Genomic DNA, 19,221 nt, shown 5'->3' with positions numbered 1-19,221 from the left:
CGTGTTCGGGCCTGGAAACAGCGGCCCGGGCGCGCGCCGGGGCGCGTCCGCGTCAGCCGACCATCTCCTCCGTGAGGCTCGCCTCGGTGCCCGGAATGCCCAGGTCCTGCGCCCTCTTGTCGGCCATGGCCAGCAGGCGGCGGATGCGGCCGGCCACGGCGTCCTTCGTCAACGGCGGGTCGGCCAGGGCGCCCAGCTCCTCCAGCGAGGCCTGCTTGTGCTCCATGCGCAGCCGGCCGGCGGCGGCCAGGTGGTCGGGGACCTCGTCGCCCAGGATCTCCAGCGCCCGCTGGACCCGGGCGCCGGCGGCCACGGCGGCGCGGGCGGAACGGCGGAGGTTCGCGTCGTCGAAATTGGCCAGGCGGTTGGCGGTGGCGCGCACCTCGCGCCGCATCCGGCGCTCCTCCCAGGCCAGCACGGACTCGTGCGCGCCGAGGCGGGTGAGCAGCGCGCCGATGGCGTCGCCGTCGCGCACGACGACGCGGTCCACGCTGCGGACCTCCCGGGCCTTGGCGGCGATCTGGAGACGGCGGGCGGCGCCGACGAGCGCGAGGGCGGCCTCGGGACCGGGGCAGGTCACCTCCAGCGAGGAGGAGCGGCCGGGCTCGGTGAGCGAGCCGTGTGCGAGGAACGCGCCGCGCCAGGCGGCCTCGGCGTCGCACGTGGCGCCGGAGACGACCTGCGGCGGCAGGCCGCGGATCGGGCGGCCCCGGCCGTCCACCAGGCCGGTCTGCCGGGCGAGCTGGTCACCGCCGGCGACCACGCGGACCACGTAGCGGCTGCCGCGGCGCAGACCGCCGGGGGCCATGACCACCAGGTCCGAGGAGTGGCCGAAGATCTCTAGGATGTCCCGGCGCAGGCGCCGTGCGGCGATCCCCGTGTCGAGCTCCGCCTCGATCACGATCCGCCCGCTCACCAGGTGCAGGCCGCCCGCGAAGCGCAGGATGGACGACACCTCCGACTTGCGGCAGCAGGTGCGGGTGACGGGAAGCCGGGAGATCTCGTCCTTCACCGCAGCCGTCATCGCCATGGGCCGATCCTTCCATGCATCCGAAAAATACGGTCGTACGCGGCGGCCAGCAGCTCCGGATCGTGCCGGGGGGAGCCGCCCCCGGAGGGGGAGCCCTCCGGCGCGGCCACCGGCGCCAGCTCGACTTCGGCTCCCAGCCGCTCGGCGGCCTGGCGCAGACTCTCCTGGTCCGGCACGGCGGCCCGGTCTGCCAGCACCACGTCAAAGGCGAGTTTAGGGGCGTGTTGTACCAAAACCTCCACATGACGCTGCGGTGAAAAGCCATCAGTTTCGCCGGGCTGCGGTGCGAGGTTGAGCGAGAGGACGCGGCGGGCCCGGGTGGTGGTGAGGGCCTCGAGCAGGTCGGGGACGAGCAGATGGGGGATGACGGAGGAGAACCAGGAGCCGGGGCCGAGGACCACCCAGTCGGCGTCGAGGACGGCCTCGACGGCCTCGGGCACGGCCGGCGGGTCGTGCGGAACCAGCACGACCTGGCGCACCTCGCCGGGGGTGAGGGCGACGGCGACCTGGCCGCGGACGCGGCTGAGCTCGTCCGGCAGGGTGGGGTCGTGTCCGCGGACGAGGGCCTCCAGCTCCAGCGGCACGGCGGACATGGGCAGCACCCGGCCGTGCGCGCCCAGCAGCTTGCCGACCAGGTCCAGGGCGCGGACGTGGTCGCCGAGCTGCTCCCAGAGGGCGACGATGAGCAGGTTCCCCACGGCGTGGTCGTGCAGCGCGCCCTCGCTCTTGAAGCGGTGCTGGACGACCTCGGACCAGGTGCGGCCCCACTCGTCGTCGCCGCACAGGGCGGCCAGGGCCTTGCGCAGGTCGCCGGGGGGCAGCACGCCGAGCTCGTCGCGCAGCCGGCCGCTGGAGCCGCCGTCGTCGGCCACGGTGACGACGGCGGTGAGGTCGCCGGTGATCCGGCGGAGCGCGGTCAGCGAGGCGGACAGCCCCATGCCGCCGCCCAGCGCGACGACCTTGGGCTGGGTGCCGCGCCGGCCGCGCCGCGGCGGCCGGACGGCGTCGCGGCCCAACTGCCGGGCCTGTGCCGTCCGGCGCTGCCGGATGCCCTTTCTCGGCACTATTCGCGCCCCATGTCCCGGTGCACGACGACCGTTTCGATGCCCTCGGCGGCAAGCCGCCGGGCCAGCCGCTCGGACATGGCGACGCTGCGGTGCTTGCCGCCGGTGCAGCCCACGGCGATGGTCACGTACCGCTTCCCCTCGCGCCGGTAGCCGGTGGCGACGAGGTGGAGCAACTCGGCGTAGCGGTCGAGGAACTCCTTGGCGCCGGGCTGGTTGAACACATAGCCCGCGACCTCCTCACTGGTGCCGGTGTAGGGCCGCAGCTCGGGCACCCAGTGCGGGTTGGGCAGGAAGCGGCAGTCGACGACGTGGTCGGCGTCCACCGGCAGGCCGTACTTGTAGCCGAACGACATCACCGTCGCGCGCAGCTCCGGCTCGTCGCCGCTGGTGAACTGGGCGTCCATCTTGGCACGCAGCTCGTGGACGTTGAGGTTGGAGGTGTCGATCACCAGGTCGGCGTCGCCGCGCAGCTCGCGCAGCAGGTCCCGCTCGGCGGCGATGCCGTCGACGATGCGCCCGTCGCCCTGGAGCGGGTGCGGCCGGCGGACCGATTCGAACCGCTGGACGAGGGCGTTGTCCGAGGCCTCGAGGAAGACGACGCGCCGGGTGACGCCCTTGGCGGCGAGGTCGGTCAGCGACTCGCGGAGGCTGTCGAAGAAGCTCCGGCCGCGGACGTCGACGACGACGGCGATGCGGGCGACGTTCCCCTGGGAGCGCGCGCCGAGGTCGACCATGGTGGGGATGAGGGCGGGCGGCAGGTTGTCCACGACGAACCAGCCGAGGTCCTCCAGGCACTTGGCCGCGGTGCTGCGGCCGGCGCCCGACATCCCGGAGATGATGACGAGCTCCGGGTTGGTCAGGGTCTCGTCGCCGCCGGGCGTGACCGGCTGCTCCTCGTCTCTGGTCTCTTCGGTCATGATGCAGGTCCCCCGCGTGTCTTGTTCGTGGTGTGCAGCGTCTTTGTCTGGCCGGCTCCCCGCTCAGGACTCGACGATCTCGCCGGTGGCCGTGTTGACCGCCGGGGTGGCCTGGCTGTCCCCGGCGAGGGCCGCGGCGACCGTTTCGGCGGTCGTGCGGCCGATGCCCGGGACCTCGCAGATCTCCTCGACGGTGGCCGCGCGGAGCCGCTTGACCGAGCCGAAGTGCTTGAGCAGGGCCTTCTTGCGGGTCTCCCCGAGGCCGGGCACGGCATCGAGGGGACCCCTCCTTATCGATTGTGACCGTTTGCCGCGCTGATAGCGGATGGCGAACCGGTGGGCCTCGTCACGGACCCGCTGCAGGAGGTACAGGCCCTCGCTGCTGCGGGGCAGGATCACCGGATCGTCCTCGCCGGGCAGCCAGACCTCTTCGAGGCGCTTGGCCAGTCCGCACACGGCGACGTCGTCGATGCCCAGCTCGTCCATGGCCCGGCGGGCGGCGGCCACCTGGGGCTGTCCGCCGTCCACCACGACGAGCTGCGGCGGGTAGGCGAAGCGCTTGGGGCGGCCGTCGTCCGTCCGGGAGGACGCCGGGGCGTCGTCGTCCGGTTCCTCCACGGCCCACTCGCCGGTCTTCTCCCGCTCCCGCAGATAGCGGCGGAAGCGCCGGGAGATCACCTCATGCATGGCGCGGACATCGTCCTGTCCGGCGAAGCTCTTGATCTGGAAGCGGCGGTATTCGCTCTTCCGGGCGAGGCCGTCCTCGAAGACGACCATGGACGCGACCACGTCCTCGCCCTGGAGGTGGGAGATGTCGAAGCACTCGATGCGCAGGGGCGCGGAATCCAGCGCGAGGGCGTCCGCGATCTCCTCCAGCGCGCGCGAGCGCGTGGTGAGGTCGGAGGCGCGCTTGGTCTTGTGCAGGGCGAGCGCCTGCTGCGCGTTCCGCTGGACGGTGATCATCAGGTCCTTCTTGTCGCCGCGCTGCGGGACGCGCAGGCTGACCCGGGAGCCGCGGCGCTCGGTGAGCCAGTCGCCGATGGGCTCGGCCGGCTCGGGCAGGACGGGGACCAGCACCTCGCGGGGTACGCTCTCGCCGCGCTCCTCGCCGTAGAGCTGCTGGAGCGCGCTCTCCACGAGGCCGGCGGTGGTGACCTGCTCGACCTTGTCGGTGACCCAGCCGCGCTGGCCGCGCACCCGGCCGCCGCGGACGTGGAAGATCTGGACGGCGGCCTCCAGTTCGTCCTCGGCGAGGGCGAACAGGTCGGCGTCGGTGGCGTCGGCGAGGACGACCGCGTTCTTCTCCAAGGCGCGCTTGAGCGCCTCGATGTCGTCGCGCAGCCGGCCGGCCCGCTCGTACTCCAGCTCCTCGGCCGCCTCGTGCATCCGCTGCTCCAGACGGCGCAGATAGGTGCCGGTGCGGCCGGCCATGAAGTCGCAGAACTCCTCGGCGAGGGCGCGGTGTTCCTCCGGGGTGACGCGGCCGGTGCAGGGGGCGGAGCACTTGTCGATGTACCCGAGGAGGCAGGGGCGGCCGACGGCGGCGGCCCGCTTGAAGACCCCGGCGGAGCAGGTGCGCACGGGGAAGACGCGCAGCAGCAGGTCGACGGTCTCGCGGATGGCCCAGGCGTGCGCGTAGGGCCCGAAGTACCGCACGCCCTTGCGCTTGGGTCCGCGCATGACCTGGGCGCGGGGGAACTCCTCGTTCATGGTGACGGCGAGCGACGGATAGCTCTTGTCGTCGCGGTACTTCACGTTGAACCGGGGGTCGTACTCCTTGATCCAGGAGTACTCCAACTGAAGCGCCTCGACCTCGGTGCCGACCACGGTCCACTCCACGGAGGCCGCCGTGGTGACCATCGTCGCCGTCCGGGGGTGCAGGCCCGACACGTCCTGGAAGTAGGAGGACAGGCGCTGGCGCAGGCTCTTCGCCTTCCCGACGTAGATCACCCGGCGATGCTCGTCACGGAAGCGGTAGACCCCCGGGGAGTCGGGGATCTCGCCCGGCTTCGGGCGGTAGCTGGAGGGGTCGGCCATGAACGCCACCCTACTGCCGGGGACTGACAGTCAGTAACGGGCGTCACCAGCCGCGTGCGCGCCATTCGGCCAGGTACGGACGCTCGGCGCCGAGGGTCGTGTCGGCGCCGTGGCCGGGGTAGACCCAGGTCTCGTCGGGGAGCGCGGCGAAGATCTTGGTCTCCACGTCGTGCAGCAGCCGGGCGAAGTCCTCGGGGCCGTGCGTCTTGCCGACGCCGCCGGGGAACAGGCAGTCGCCGGAGAAGAGATGGGGGTGTCCGTCGGGGTCGTCGTAGATGAGGACGATCGAGCCGGGGGTGTGTCCGGTGAGGTGCCGGGCGGTGAGCCGGCAGGTGCCGACGGCGATCTCGTCGCCGTCCCCGACCGGCACGTCGGTGGCCACGGGGATCGCCTCGGCGTCGTGGCGGCCGGCGTAGGTGCGGGCGCCGGTGGCGCCGACGACCTCGGCCAGCGCCCGCCAGTGGTCGGCGTGCCGGTGGGTGGTCACCACGCCCGTGATGCCGTCGCGTCCCACCAGGGCGAGGAGGGTGCCGGGCTCGTCGGCGGCGTCGATGAGGAGCTGTTCGCCGGTGGAGCGGCAGCGCAGCAGATAGGCGTTGTTCTCCATGGGGCCGACGGCGACCTTGGAGATGATCAGCTTGGCCAGTTCGTGTGCGTCCGCCCGGCCGCCGACCGTGACATTTCCGGTGTAGGACATGGCGGTCAGTGTGTCAGAGGGCCGGCAGCCCGGGCAGGGAATCGCCGGTCGCGAGGCCGCTGCCCGAGGTGCGTCCGCTCAGCCAGCCGACGAGGGCGGCGGGGGTGCCGGTGATGACCTGGGGTTCGCCCTCGGGACGCCCGGTGCGCCAGTGGCGGCCGTCCTCGGCGCGCAGTTCGAGAGGGACCACGCCGGGGTGGCCGGCGAAGCGCTCGGTGAGGTACTCCAGCGCCCGGTCGAGGAAGGCGCCGGGGAGATCGGCGACGGTGCGGCCGATGTCGAGGTCGATGTGGTGCAACTCGATCTCGACCCAGCGGCGGAACGGGATGGTGGTGGCGCGGTCGGTGACTCCGTTGCGCAGGGTGACGGTGGCCCGCCACTGCTCGTCGGTCAGCGCGGCGGCGGTGGCGGCCAGGCGGTCGGCGCTGTCGCGCAGGTCGGCGCGGTGGACGTCCGCGGGCCGGTGGGCGTCGCGCTCGATGTCGGCGTCGCGGGCGGCCTCGCTGGGATACATGAGCCGGCCCCGCAGTACGTTCACGAGGGCGTCGGCGTTCCGCGCGAGGTGGGCGAGGACGTGGCCGCGGCTCCAGCCGGGAAGCCGGGAGGGCTGGGCGACGCCGGCGTCGTCCAGGTCGTCGAGGGAGGCGAGGAGGCGGTCCGTGGCGTCCTGGAGCGTGGCGAGGTCCGCTGCGGGTCCGGTCATGATCACACGCTAACGCCTGTGCCTCCATCGAGTGAAGATGACGGAAAAGCGCCGGGAATCGAACGCCAGTGCTATAGGCTGCGGACCGCAGGGCCCGGGGCATCGCGGGGACTTTGTCAGATGCCGCCCATACTCTTGGACGGGGTGGCCCGCATCCGGCGGGTCCCCCAGAGTTTCACAAGAAAGGTGCCATCCGGCGTGGCCGACCGACTCATCGTTCGTGGCGCTCGCGAGCACAATCTCCGGAATGTCTCGCTCGACCTGCCCCGCGACTCGCTCATCGTGTTCACCGGGCTGTCGGGGTCGGGCAAGTCCTCGCTCGCCTTCGACACGATCTTCGCCGAGGGCCAGCGCCGTTACGTGGAGTCGCTGTCCGCATACGCGCGGCAGTTCCTCGGGCAGATGGACAAGCCGGATGTCGACTTCATAGAGGGGCTGTCCCCCGCGGTCTCCATCGATCAGAAGTCCACCTCGCGGAATCCGCGCTCGACGGTCGGCACCATCACCGAGGTCTACGACTATCTGCGGCTGCTCTTCGCCCGGATCGGGAAGCCGCACTGCCCGGAGTGCGGCCGGCCCATCGCGCGGCAGTCGCCGCAGGCCATCGTGGACAAGGTGCTGAGCCTGGAGGAGGGCAGCCGCTTCCAGGTGCTGTCGCCGCTGGTGCGCGAGCGCAAGGGCGAGTTCGCCGACCTCTTCGCCGACCTCCAGACCAAGGGCTACAGCCGGGCCCGGGTGGACGGCGCGACGGTCCAGCTCTCGGACCCGCCGAAGCTGAAGAAGCAGGAGAAGCACACCATCGAGGTGGTGGTGGACCGGCTGACGGTCAAGGACAGCGCCAAGCGGCGGCTGACCGACTCGGTGGAGACCGCGCTCGGGCTCTCCGGCGGCATGGTCGTCCTGGACTTCGTGGACCTGCCCGAGGACGACCCGCAGCGCGAGCGGATGTTCTCCGAGCACCTGTACTGCCCGTACGACGACCTGTCGTTCGAGGAGCTGGAGCCGCGCTCCTTCTCGTTCAACTCCCCCTTCGGCGCCTGCCCGGAGTGCACCGGCATCGGCACCCGGATGGAGGTCGATCCGGAGCTGATCATCCCCGATCCGGAGAAGACGCTGGAGGAGGGCGCCGTCCACCCCTGGTCGCACGGCCACACGAAGGGGTATTTCAACCTGCTGATCGGCGCCCTGGGCGACGCGCTCAACTTCCGGACGGACATCCCGTGGGAGGGGCTGCCGCAGCGCGCCAAGAAGGCCCTGCTGCACGGCCACAAGACCAAGATCGAGGTCCGCTACGAGAACCGGCACGGCCAGGAGCGGGCCTACACCACCGCGTTCGAGGGCGTTCTGCCGTTCATCCGGCGCCGGCACGCGGAGGCCGAGACCGACTCCAGCCGGGAGCGCTTCGAGGGCTATATGCGGGAGGCGCCCTGCCCGGCGTGCCACGGCACCCGGCTCAAGCCGCTGATCCTGGCGGTGACCGTGCAGGGGCGGTCGATCGCCGAGATCGCCGGCATGTCGATCAGCGAGTGCGCCGAGTTCCTGAGCGGCATGACGCTCACCGACCGCGAGAAGACGATCGCCGAGCGGGTCCTCAAGGAGGTCAACGAGCGGCTGCGGTTCCTCGTCGACGTCGGCCTGGACTATCTGTCGCTGGACCGCGCGGCCGGCACCCTGTCCGGCGGCGAGGCGCAGCGCATCCGGCTGGCCACGCAGATCGGCTCGGGCCTGGTCGGCGTGCTGTACGTGCTGGACGAGCCGTCGATCGGCCTGCACCAGCGCGACAACCACCGGCTGATCGAGACCCTGGTCCGGCTGCGCGACCTGGGGAACACGCTGATCGTCGTCGAGCACGACGAGGACACCATCCGGACCTCGGACTGGGTGGTGGACATCGGCCCGGGCGCGGGCGAGCACGGCGGCAAGGTGGTGCACAGCGGGCCGCTGGCCGAGCTGCTGACCAACGAGGCGTCCCTCACCGGCCAGTACCTGTCGGGCGCGCGGACGATCCCGACGCCGGAGAAGCGGCGGCCCGTCGACCCCGACCGGCAGTTGACGGTGCACGGCGCCCGCGAGCACAACCTGCGGGATGTCGACGTCAGCTTCCCGATCGGCGTGCTGACCGCGGTCACCGGGGTGTCGGGCTCGGGCAAGTCCACCCTGGTCAACGACATCCTCTACACGCACCTGGCGCGCGAGCTCAACGGCGCCCGGGCCGTGCCGGGCCGGCACACCCGGGTCACCGGCGACGACCTCGTGGACAAGGTCGTGCACGTCGACCAGTCGCCGATCGGCCGCACCCCCCGGTCGAACCCGGCCACCTACACCGGCGTCTTCGACCACATCCGCAAGCTCTTCGCGGAGACGATGGAAGCGAAGGTCCGCGGCTATCTGCCGGGCCGCTTCTCGTTCAACGTCAAGGGCGGCCGCTGTGAGAACTGCTCGGGCGACGGCACCATCAAGATCGAGATGAACTTCCTGCCCGACGTGTACGTGCCCTGCGAGGTCTGCCACGGCGCCCGGTACAACCGGGAGACGCTGGAGGTGCATTACAAGGGCAAGTCCATCGCCGAGGTGCTGGACATGCCCATCGAGGAGGCGCTGGACTTCTTCGAGGCGGTCCCGGCCATCGCCCGGCACCTGCGCACGCTCAACGACGTGGGCCTGGGCTATGTACGGCTCGGCCAGTCCGCGCCGACGCTCTCCGGTGGCGAGGCCCAGCGGGTCAAGCTGGCCTCGGAGTTGCAGCGGCGCTCCACCGGCAGCACCGTGTACGTCCTGGACGAGCCCACGACCGGGCTGCACTTCGAAGACATCCGCAAGCTGATCTCCGTGCTGTCCGATCTGGTCGACAAGGGCAACACGGTGATCGTCATCGAGCACAACCTGGATGTCATCAAGACCGCCGACTGGGTCGTGGACATGGGTCCGGAGGGTGGCAGCGGCGGTGGTTCGGTCATCGCCGAGGGCACGCCGGAGCAGGTCGCCTCGGTCCCGGCCAGCCACACCGGGAAGTTCCTGCGGGACATGCTCGGCGACGCCCTGAGCGATGCCCCGGCGCCGCGGCAGGCCGCCGCGCGCAAGGCCGGGGGCAGGCGCAGGGCCGTCAAGAGCTGAGGCGGTCCGGGGAGATGTTTCCTCAGAGTTCCCGGCCGCCCACTGGTGTGGACCGCACTCCCTTGGAACGCTGTGCCGCTGGATGCGCTCAACGCGCATGAGAGGGCACGCGTTTCAAGGGAGTTCCCGTGTCAGGAATCGCCGCGCGCAAGAGATTGTGCGCACGTTCGCTGGTCGCGATGGGGGCCGCGGCCGTATCCACGGTCGGTCTGGCGCCGCCCGGGGCGGCCGGGACGCCGGCCGCCCCGGTGCCGGCGGTCACCCGGGCCGTTCCCACCGGAGTGGCCGACCGCGACGGCATGGAGCTGTCGCGCACCGAGCTGACGATCGCCCCCGGCGCCGAGCTGACGACGTTTCAGCGGCTCGAATCCGACAAGTGGCTGAGCGCCCAGGCGCTGAGCCTCGACCTCACCAGCGATCTGCGCGTCGATCACCTCGCGCCCCCGACCGTGTCCGACGCCGCGCCCGTCAGCGAGCTCGTCGCCGCGCACGACCCGGGCGAGGGCCGCACCACCGTGGCCGCCCTCAACGGCGACTTCTTCGACATCAACGCCTCCTCGGCGCCGCTGGGTCCAGGCGTCGCCGGCGGCGAGCTCGTCCACTCGGCCACCGGCAGCGCCACCCAGGCCGTCGGCATCGGCCCGTCGAGCGCCGGCCGCATTCTGGACCTGTACTTCGAGGGAACGCTCACCCTCCCCGGCGGCGAGGCGGAGCTCGACTCCTTCAACGCCGCCGACGTGCCCCTGGGCGGCATCGGCCTCTACACCCCCGCCTGGGGCGAGGCCGACCGCGCGCTGACCGTCGAGGGCGCCATCGACGTCACCGAGGTCGTGGTCGAGGACGGGGAGGTGACGTCCGTCGCCGACAAGCCGGGCGGCGAGCCGGTCCCCGACGACGCGTTCGTGCTGCTCGGCCGCGAGGCCGGGGCTCACACGCTCGCGTCGCTGGCCGCCGGCGACCGCGTCACCACGGAGTACGCGCCGCGCACCGGGGACGGCGGCCCGCTGCCCACCACGGCGGTCGGCGGGCGCGGGCTGCTGGTGGTCGACGGCGAGCCGCGGAACTGGGAGGGCCTGCCGAACAACGCCACCGCCCCGCGCACCGCCGTGGGCTTCTCGCGCGACGGGCAGGACATGTACGTGCTGACCGTGGACGGCCGGCAGGCGCACTCCGGGGGCGTCACCCTGACCGAGCTGGCCGTGATGATGACCGGTCTCGGCGCGTACAACGCGCTCAACCTCGACGGCGGCGGCTCGACCACCCTGCTCGCCCGCGACCCGGGGGCCGCCGCGCCGCACGTGCTCAACAGCCCGTCGGACGGGCAGGAGCGCGAGGTGCCCAACGGCCTGGCCATCACCGCCCCCGTCGGCAGCGGCGAGGTGACGGGCTACCGCGTCACCACGGCCGCCGACCCCGCGACGGCGCCCACCGCGGACACCGTGCCCGGCGGCCACCCCGAGCGCGTGTTCCCCGGCCTGACCCGCCAGTTGACGGCGACGGCCCACGACGAGACCTACGGCCCGGCCGAGGGGCCGGCGCCGCGCTGGCGCTCCTCGCGCACCGATGTGGGCCGGGTCGGCGGGGACGGCGTGTTCCGCGCCGGGCGGCCGGGCACCACGGAGATCACGGCCGGCCGGCACGGCGCCGAGGGCTCGCTGGAGCTGACCGTCCTCGGCGAGCTGGACCGGATCGCCCCGACCAGCCTGCGGGTGGGGCTCGGCGACCCGGGCGCCGAGGGCACCTTCGGCGTCATCGGCCGGGACGCCGCCGGGAACTCCGCGCCCATCGAACCGGCCGACGCGCGGCTCGACTACGACACCTCGCTGTTCACCATCGAACCGGACGTGGCCGGCGGCGGGTTCCGCGTCACCGCCGCCTCCGGCGCCCCCTCGGCGTCCGGGCGCGTGACGGTCACGGTCGGCGGTGTCAGCACGGTGCTGGCCGTCACCATCGGCCTGGAGGACACCGTGACCGCCGACTTCGAGAACGCCGGCGAGTGGACGTTCAGCCACGCCCGCGCCGGCGGCTCCCTCGCCCCCGAACCCGCGGGCCACCGGGGCGGCGGCCTGCGGCTCGCCTACGACTTCAGCCGCAGCACCGCCACCCGGGCCGCCTACGTCACCCCATCGGCCGACATACCGGTCGCCGGGCAGCCGCAGAGCTTCACGATGTGGATCAACGGCGACGGCCGCGGCGCCTGGCCCTCGCTCCACCTCACGGACGCCAATGGCACCAGCCAGGTGCTGCGCGGCGACCACATCACCTGGGAGGGCTGGCGCCAGGTCACCTTCGACGTGCCCGAGGGCGTCGCCCACCCGCTGTCGGTGCGCCGCTTCTACATCGCGGAGACCCGGCCCGACCAGTCCTACGCCGACGAGATCGTCATCGACGAGCTGTGGGCGCAGACCCCGCCCGAGGTGGAGCTGCCGCCGGCGGCCGGGCACCGCGACCCGCTGATCGGCACCGCGGCGGAGACCGCCGGCCGGGACTGGCGTTTCGCCGTGGTCTCCGACGCCCAGTTCGTCGCGCGCGCCCCGGACAGCGGGATCGTGGCGGCGGCCCGCCGCACCCTGCGGGAGGCGCGGGCCGCGAACCCCGACTTCGTGGTGATCAACGGCGACTGGGTGGACGAGGGTTCACCGGCCGACCTGGAGTTCGCCCGGGAGATGATCGAGGAGGAGCTGGGCGACGACCTGCCCTGGTACTACGTGCCGGGCAACCACGAGGTGATGGGCGGCTCGCTCGATCAGTTCGAGGCGGAGTTCGGTCCCGGCCAGCTCACGTTCGATCACCGGGGCACTCGGTTCATCACCCTGGACACCTCCTCGCTGACGCTGCGCGGCGGCGGCTACGAGCAGATCCAGGAGCTGCGCGCGCAGCTCGACGACGCGGCGCGGGACCGTTCGATCGGCTCGGTGGTGGTGATGGGGCACGTGCCGCCCCGGGACACCACGGCGCAGCCCGCGAGCCAGCTCGGCGACCGGCGGGAGGCGGCGCTGCTGGAGGACTGGCTGGCCGACTTCCGGCGCGAGACCGGCAAGGGCGTGACGTACCTGGGCGCCCACGTCGGGATCTTTGACTCGTACCACGCGGAGGGCGTGCCGTACTTCATCAGCGGGAACGCCGGGAAGTCGCCGTCCGCGCCGGCGGCGCGCGGCGGCTTCGGCGGCTGGGCCCTGGTGGGCGTGGACGAGGTCTCCCCGGCCGAACGGGCACGGGCGCGGCACAACCCGCACCAGGTGCTCCCGGACTGGGTCTCGGTGCAGACCAGGCCCCATGTGCACGGTCTGACGCTGGGCCTGCCGGAGACGCTGGCGGCCGGCGAGACGGCGCCGGCCGGGGCGTTCCTGACGCAGGACACCCCGGGCGGCGGCTCGCGCGAGGTGCCGCTGGCGTCCCCGGTGAGCGTGGACTGGTCGGGCTCGGCCGCCCTGCACATCGGGAACCCGGCGGACGCCGGCCGCCGCGATGTCGCCGCGCTCGACCCCGTGACGGGCGAGCTCACCGGGCTGCGGCCGGGCGAGGTCACCGTGAAGGTCACGGTCAGCGGGGAACGTCAGCGGGTGACGGTGCGCGTCACCCGCTGACGCTCACAGATGCGGCCGGATCGCCGACAGCAGGTCCTGGAAGGTGCGGCCCGTGGCCGGGGCGCCGATGGCGGTCATCTGCCAGCCGGCGTCCTGGCGCCGCACCTTCGCCATGATCTGCGCGGTGGAGTCGCCGCCGCCGGCCAGCGTGTACCGCGCCAGCTCGACGCCGGTGCTCTCGTCGACCAGCCGGCAGAACGCGTTCCGCACGTCGCTGAACCGCTGGCCCATGAAGGAGCTGACCGTGAAGACCACCTGGTCGATCCGCGGCGGCACGCGCCGCAGGTCGACCACGATCGCCTCGTCGTCCTCCTGCCCGCGGCTGCCGGTGAGGCTGTCCCCGGAGTGCACGACGGAGCCGTCGTCACTGGTCAGCTTCCGGAAGTAGACGACGTCCTCGGCGTGGTCGCCCGCGAAGAGCAGCGCCGAGGCGTCCAGGTCCAGGTCCCGGCCGCCCCTCAGCAGCGTGCCGAGGAACCCGTGCCGCACCGACTTCCATCCCAGGCCCATGCGGATCGTGCTCGGCCCGGCGCCGTCCGGCCCGCCCAGGCCGATCGTCTGTCCCCTGACCAGATTGACGGCCATGCGCCGGCTCCCCTCTGCATCCCCACTGCGGTGGGCCTCACCCTATGCAGCGGGGCGCGTCAGCGCAGACCCACCTCCCGCATCTGGCGCAGTTCCTTCTTCAGATCGGACACCTCGTCGCGCAGCCGCGCGGCGATCTCGAACTGGAGCTCCGCCGCGGCGGCGCGCATGCGCTCCGTGAGCTGCTCGATCGTCTCGGCGAGCTCGGCGGCGGGCCGGTCGGTGAGCTCCTTCTTCTCCTTCTTCGCGCCGCCGGCCGGCACCGAGGGAACGGGGGCCTTGCGCTCCGCGCCCTGGCGGTAACCGGTGCCCAGCAGCTCCTTGGTGTCGATCTCCTCGCGCGCGATGGTCGCCACGATGTCGTTGATCTTCTTGCGCAGCGGCTGGGGGTCGATGCCGTTGGCCTCGTTGTAGGCGATCTGCTTGGCCCGGCGGCGGTTGGTCTCCTCGATGGCGCGCTCCATCGCCGCGGTGATCCGGTCCGCGTACATGTGGACCTGGCCGGAGACGTTCCGCGCGGCGCGGCCGATGGTCTGGATCAGGGACGTCCCCGAGCGCAGGAACCCCTCCTTGTCCGCGTCCAGGATCGCCACCAGGGAGACCTCGGGCAGGTCCAGGCCCTCCCGCAGCAGGTTGATCCCGACGAGCACGTCGAACTCCCCGGCGCGCAGCTCGCGCAGCAGCTCCACCCGGCGCAGGGTGTCGACGTCGCTGTGCAGATACCGCACGCGGATGCCCAGCTCCAGGAAGTAGTCGGTGAGGTCCTCGGCCATCTTCTTGGTCAGCGTGGTGACCAGGACCCGCTCGTCCTTCTCGGTCCGCAGCCTGATCTCGTGCACGAGGTCGTCGATCTGCCCCTCGGTGGGCTTGACCACCACCTCGGGGTCGATCAGGCCGGTGGGCCGGATGATCTGCTCCACGACGCCGTCGCCGCGCGACAGCTCGTAGGGGCCCGGGGTCGCCGAGAGGTACACCGTCTGCCCGACGCGCTCCAGGAACTCCTCCCACTTCAGCGGCCGGTTGTCCATGGCGGAGGGCAGCCGGAAGCCGTGGTCGACGAGGGTGCGCTTGCGCGAGGCGTCGCCCTCGTACATCGCGCCGATCTGCGGAACGGTGTTGTGCGACTCGTCGATGACCAGGAGGAAGTCCTCCGGGAAGTAGTCCAGCAGCGTGTACGGCGGGGAGCCGGACTCGCGGCCGTCCACGTGCAGCGAGTAGTTCTCGATGCCGGAGCAGGTGCCGATCTGGCGCATCATCTCGATGTCGTACGTGGTGCGCATCCGCAGCCGCTGGGCCTCCAGCAGCTTGCCCTGCTGCTCCAGCACGGCCAGCCGCTCGCCCAGCTCCTTCTCGATGCCGGCGATGGCCCGCTCCATGCGCTCCGCGCCCGCCACGTAGTGCGACGCCGGGAACACGTACAGGTGATCGTCGTCCGAGATGACCTCGCCGGTCAGCGGGTGCAGCGTCGAGAGGGCCTCGATCTCGTCGCCGAACATCTCGATGCGGACGGCCAGCTCCTCGTAGACCGGGAAGATCTCGATCGTGTCGCCGCGCACCCGGAACGTGCCGCGGGTGAACGCGATGTCGTTGCGCGTGTACTGGATGTCCACGAAGCGACGCAGCAGGGCGTCGCGGTCGATCTCCTGGCCGACGCGCAGCGGCACCATCCGGTCCACGTACTCCTGCGGCGTGCCCAGGCCGTAGATGCAGGAGACGGAGGCGACCACGATCACGTCGCGCCGGGTCAGCAGCGAGTTCGTCGCGCTGTGGCGCAGCCGCTCGACCTCCTCGTTGATCGAGGAGTCCTTCTCGATGTAGGTGTCCGTCTGCGGGACGTACGCCTCCGGCTGGTAGTAGTCGTAGTAGGAGACGAAGTACTCCACGGCGTTGTTCGGCAGGAGCTCGCGGAACTCGTTGGCGAGCTGGGCGGCCAGAGTCTTGTTCGGCGCGATGACCAGCGTCGGGCGCTGGAGGCGCTCGATCATCCAGGCCGTGGTCGCCGACTTGCCGGTGCCGGTGGCGCCGAGCAGCACGACGTCCTTCTCGCCCCCGGAGACGCGTCGCTCCAGCTCCGCGATGGCCGCGGGCTGGTCTCCACTGGGACGGTAGGGGCTGACGACCTCGAAGGGCGCCATCGTGCGTTCGATCTCTGAAACGGGCCGCATGGGGTCCACGGTACGACCCCCCACTGACAACGAGTTCCCCGCGACCGACCGCCGTCCGCTGTTCAACTCACGGTCACCGTTCTCCTCCCCGCTCGTTTCCGCCCGCCGGGCAGCCTGCACCCGTTTGGGTCGCCGGGATACGAGGAGCCCCCCATGCCTTTCCCGTCCGCAGTCGACTGGGCCGGCCGGCTGTTCAGCCTCGCCGTGCTCGTTTCCGTCCCGGCCACCGGACCGGCGGCCTCCCTGGAGCCCGCAGCGCCGCGCGAGCCGGTGCCGGCCGTGGTGGCGGCGCCCGCCCCGGCCGTCGCGGCCCCGGCGGCGCGGCCCGCGCCGCACCGGGACGAGCCGCTGGTCGTCGCGCACCGCGGCGCCTCCGGATACGCGCCCGAGAACACGCTGGCCGCCGCGGACGCCGCCGACGCGCTGGGCACCACCTGGGTGGAGACGGACGTGCAGCGGACCGCGGACGGCGAGCTGGTCCTCATGCACGACACCACGCTGGAGCGCACGACGAACGCGGAGGTGCTGTTCCCGGACCGGGCCCCGTGGCGCGTGGCGGACTTCACCGCGGCGGAGATGGCGCGGCTGGACGCGGGGAGCTGGTTCGGCGAGGAGTTCGCCGGCGAGCCGGTGCCGACGCTGACCGACTTCGCGGACCGGCTGGCGGACAACGGCCAGCGGCTGCTGCTGGAGATCAAGTCCCCGGCGAGCTACCCGGGCATCGAGGCGGACATCCTCGATGAGCTCCGGGCGGCGGGCTGGCTGGGTGAGCGGCACCCCGGCCGGCGGCTGGTGATCCAGAGCTTCGACGCGGCCTCGGTGCGGAGGGTGCACGAGCTGGCACCGCGCGTGGAGACCGGCTTCCTGGGCACGCCCGCGGTGGCGGACGTGCCCGAGTACGCGGAGTTCGCCGACCAGATCAACCCCCGGTACCGCGACCTGACGGCCGACTACGTGGCCGACCTCCAGGCGGTGGAGGGCCCGCACGGCGAGCCGGTGGAGGTGTACGCGTGGACGGTGAACGACGGCCCGACCGCGGTGGCCGTGGCGGAGCTGGGCGTGGACGGCATCATCACCAACTTCCCCGACGTGGTGCGTGACGCCCTGGAGGAGTGAGGCGGCCGCCGGCCGCGGGGATCGTCAGTGGCGTCTCCTAGGCTTCCGCGCATGAACGGTGACACGCGGTGCGCGTGGGCCGTCCGGCGCTCGCCGGTCGGCCCGCTGCTGCTCGCCGCCACGGACGCGGGCCTGGTCAATGTCGTGTTCCACGCGGACGAGCGGACGATACGGCGGGCCGTGGCCGGGCTGGCGGCGGCCCTGGTCACGGCTCCGGTGCGTGCGGAGGGGGATCCGGTGCTGGTCCGGGCGTCGGCCGAGCTGGACGCCTACTTCGCCGGGGAGCTGAGGGCGTTCCGGACGCCGCTGGACTGGTCGCTGGCGTCGGGCTTCACCGAGCAGGTGCTGCGGGAGCTGGCGGCGTCGGTGCCCTACGGGAGCGTGGTGGGGTACGGGGAGCTGGCCGAGCGCGTCGGCGATCCGGACGCGGCCCGCGCGGTGGGCGCGGCGATGGGGGCGAATCCGCTGCCGGTGGTGGTGCCCTGCCACCGGGTGGTGGCGGCCGATGGGGGCATAGGCGGCTTCGGGGGCGGTCTGGAGACCAAGCGGGAGCTGCTGGCCCTGGAAGGCGTGCTGCCGAGCCCGCTCTTCTGAGGACGCGCCCGGGGGGACCCTGGGCGGGTGCCGGGGATTCCGCCGGGGCGCGAATGGGGTGCACCCGGCGCGGGAAGCCATTCGGCGACGCGTTTCCGTCTCCCGTCAGGAGGCGACGATGGCCATGCCCGAGGAACGGAATCCGATCACCTACTGTTCCCTGTCCACCCTGCGCGCCCGCGGCTGGACGCCGTTCCTGGTGCGGGCCTTCCTGGGGGAGCCGGACCGCGAGCGGCCCGAGGAGCTCTATCTGACGTCGCGGGTGCGGGAGGCCGAGCGGCGGCCGGACTTCGTCGCGGCCCGCGACCTGCGGCGGCGCCGGGCGCACGCCCTGCGCGAGGCGAACGAGCGGCGCCGGGAGCAGGCGCTGACGGCGATCCGCACGGTTCCGCTGGAGGTGCCGGTCCTGGCCCCGGCGGAGCTGGCCGACCGGGCGGTGCGGCACCGGAACGTACGGGACGCGCAGCGGGCCGCGCTCTCATGGGGGCATCGGCCGCGACCGGTCAGTGCCGAGTCGGCCGCCCCCGCGGAGCTGGCCCGCTGGGAGGTGGAGTATCTGCGGGACACACTGGCCCCGCACGGATTGCTGCTGGAAGCGCTGCCGCCCGGCCGCGGCCGGGCGGAGGGGCGCCGGCTGCTGACCGAGCGGATCTTCGGCGTCATAGCGGCGGCCTACCCGGCACTGGAGCTGGAGTGCCGCAGGCAGCAGGCCGCCGAGGTGGCCGGCCGGAGCCGGCCCGGGGCGGTGTGATCCCCCTGGATCACACGTCCGCGTCGTGGTCGCGCAGGAACTTCATCGGGTCGATGGCCGAGCCGTAGTTGGCCGTGGTCCGGACCTCGAAGTGCAGGTGGGGGCCACTGCTGTTACCGGTGTTGCCGGAGAGGGCGATCTTGTCACCGGTCGAGACCTTCTGGCCGACCTTGACGTCGACCTCGGACAGGTGCGCGTACTGCGTGAAGGTGCCGTCGGAGTGCTTGATCACGATGGCGTTACCGTACGCGGGGCCGTCACCGGCACCGTTACCGCCGGCCTTGACCACGGTTCCGGCGTGCACGGCCTGGACCTCGGTACCGGTCGGGACGGCGAAGTCCTGGCCGCTGTGGGTCGAGGCCCAGCGGTCACCGCTGTTACCGAAGGTGGCGCTCAGCGAGTAGTCGTCCGCGATCGGCGACACCCAGGCGTCGGCGTTCTTCTTGGCGGCGTCGGCGGCGGCGTTCAGGGCGTCGGCCTGGCCGCGGACGGCGTCGGCGACGCTGGTGGCCGTGTTCGCGGCGAAGACATCGGTGTGGTTGCCCTCGGCCGCCACGGCCGCACCGGTCAGGGCCACCGAGGCGCACAGGCCGGCCGTCACGACGGCGGCGGCGCGGGTGCGGATCCGGGCGGTCATGGGGGCGCGGTTCGTGGTGGTGTTCGGCATGGGGGACTACCTCTGCTTCTCGGGGAAATCCGACTAATTGGGCCGGACAACCCCATTTGTAACCACCCCGCCGGGCAGGGACAAGCAGCGCTATCACTAGGCGACCCCGTAGTGAATTCAGAGGCAAAAGGTCCCTCGACAAGGCCGCCGGCGCGGTGTTTTCCGGGCACCCCCGTGCCACCCCCGCCGCA

Annotated in this window: 14 protein-coding genes; 5 read left to right on the top strand and 9 right to left on the bottom strand. The window is 72.4% G+C overall.

What is annotated here, in order from left to right:
* Positions 1-52 precede the first annotated feature (52 nt).
* The 6 genes from whiA to RM590_RS19260 all read right to left on the bottom strand — a co-directional run bounded on the left by whiA (position 53) and on the right by RM590_RS19260 (position 6,451).
* Positions 53-1,030 (bottom strand): DNA-binding protein WhiA, encoded by a 978-nt coding sequence (gene whiA / locus RM590_RS19285; RefSeq protein ID WP_311705868.1) that lies wholly within the window; start codon positions 1,028-1,030, stop codon positions 53-55.
* A complete protein-coding gene (locus tag RM590_RS19280; RefSeq protein ID WP_394813909.1) occupies positions 1,021-2,079 on the bottom strand; it encodes a gluconeogenesis factor YvcK family protein in 1,059 nt (352 codons plus the stop codon). Before RM590_RS19280 ends, whiA begins: the two co-directional genes overlap by 10 nt.
* Positions 2,080-2,093: 14 nt before the next feature.
* Positions 2,094-3,014 (bottom strand): RNase adapter RapZ, encoded by a 921-nt coding sequence (rapZ, locus tag RM590_RS19275; RefSeq protein WP_311705867.1) that lies wholly within the window; start codon positions 3,012-3,014, stop codon positions 2,094-2,096.
* 63 nt (positions 3,015-3,077) lie between these two features.
* Complete coding sequence (gene uvrC, locus RM590_RS19270) at positions 3,078-5,051, bottom strand: excinuclease ABC subunit UvrC (RefSeq protein ID WP_311705866.1); 1,974 nt, start codon at positions 5,049-5,051, stop codon at positions 3,078-3,080.
* A gap of 43 nt (positions 5,052-5,094) precedes the next feature.
* Entirely contained in the window at positions 5,095-5,748 is a 654-nt protein-coding gene (locus RM590_RS19265) for an MBL fold metallo-hydrolase (protein WP_311705865.1), read from the bottom strand.
* A 13-nt stretch (positions 5,749-5,761) separates the two neighbouring features.
* The gene (locus tag RM590_RS19260; protein ID WP_311705864.1) at positions 5,762-6,451 is read right to left on the bottom strand and encodes a maleylpyruvate isomerase family mycothiol-dependent enzyme; all 690 of its coding nucleotides are present in this window, start codon (positions 6,449-6,451) and stop codon (positions 5,762-5,764) included.
* 198 nt (positions 6,452-6,649) lie between these two features.
* On the opposite strand from RM590_RS19260, the gene uvrA reads away from it, so the two are divergent.
* Positions 6,650-9,565, top strand: a complete 2,916-nt coding sequence (gene uvrA / locus RM590_RS19255) for an excinuclease ABC subunit UvrA (RefSeq protein ID WP_311705863.1) — start codon at positions 6,650-6,652, stop codon at positions 9,563-9,565.
* A gap of 179 nt (positions 9,566-9,744) precedes the next feature.
* Positions 9,745-13,152, top strand: coding sequence for a phosphodiester glycosidase family protein (locus RM590_RS19250; RefSeq protein ID WP_394813908.1), 3,408 nt, complete (start codon positions 9,745-9,747; stop codon positions 13,150-13,152).
* Positions 13,153-13,155: 3 nt separating this feature from the next.
* Here the strand turns inward: RM590_RS19250 and RM590_RS19245 are convergent, their stop codons facing one another.
* On the bottom strand, positions 13,156-13,737 hold the full coding sequence (locus RM590_RS19245; protein ID WP_311705862.1) for a TerD family protein: 582 nt from the start codon (positions 13,735-13,737) through the stop codon (positions 13,156-13,158).
* Positions 13,738-13,796: 59 nt separating this feature from the next.
* A complete protein-coding gene (gene uvrB / locus RM590_RS19240; RefSeq protein ID WP_311705861.1) occupies positions 13,797-15,902 on the bottom strand; it encodes an excinuclease ABC subunit UvrB in 2,106 nt (701 codons plus the stop codon).
* 153 nt (positions 15,903-16,055) lie between these two features.
* Here uvrB and RM590_RS19235 point away from each other — a divergent pair, with 153 nt between their 5' ends.
* The 3 genes from RM590_RS19235 (at position 16,056) to RM590_RS19225 (ending at position 18,363) form a co-directional block, all read left to right on the top strand.
* Complete coding sequence (locus tag RM590_RS19235) at positions 16,056-17,018, top strand: glycerophosphodiester phosphodiesterase (RefSeq protein WP_311705860.1); 963 nt, start codon at positions 16,056-16,058, stop codon at positions 17,016-17,018.
* 51 nt (positions 17,019-17,069) lie between these two features.
* A complete protein-coding gene (locus RM590_RS19230; protein ID WP_311705859.1) occupies positions 17,070-17,612 on the top strand; it encodes a methylated-DNA--[protein]-cysteine S-methyltransferase in 543 nt (180 codons plus the stop codon).
* A 118-nt stretch (positions 17,613-17,730) separates the two neighbouring features.
* Entirely contained in the window at positions 17,731-18,363 is a 633-nt protein-coding gene (locus tag RM590_RS19225) for a hypothetical protein (RefSeq protein WP_311705858.1), read from the top strand.
* Positions 18,364-18,373: 10 nt separating this feature from the next.
* On the opposite strand, the gene RM590_RS19220 is transcribed toward RM590_RS19225, so the two are convergent.
* On the bottom strand, positions 18,374-19,030 hold the full coding sequence (locus RM590_RS19220; protein WP_311705857.1) for a M23 family metallopeptidase: 657 nt from the start codon (positions 19,028-19,030) through the stop codon (positions 18,374-18,376).
* Between the last annotated feature and the right edge of the window lie 191 nt (positions 19,031-19,221).

This window comes from Streptomyces litchfieldiae (genome assembly GCF_031845365.1).
Lineage (GTDB): Bacteria > Actinomycetota > Actinomycetes > Streptomycetales > Streptomycetaceae > Streptomyces > Streptomyces litchfieldiae.
The sequence above is the reverse complement of the archived record's forward strand: the minus strand, read 5'-3'. Positions and strand labels throughout refer to the sequence as shown.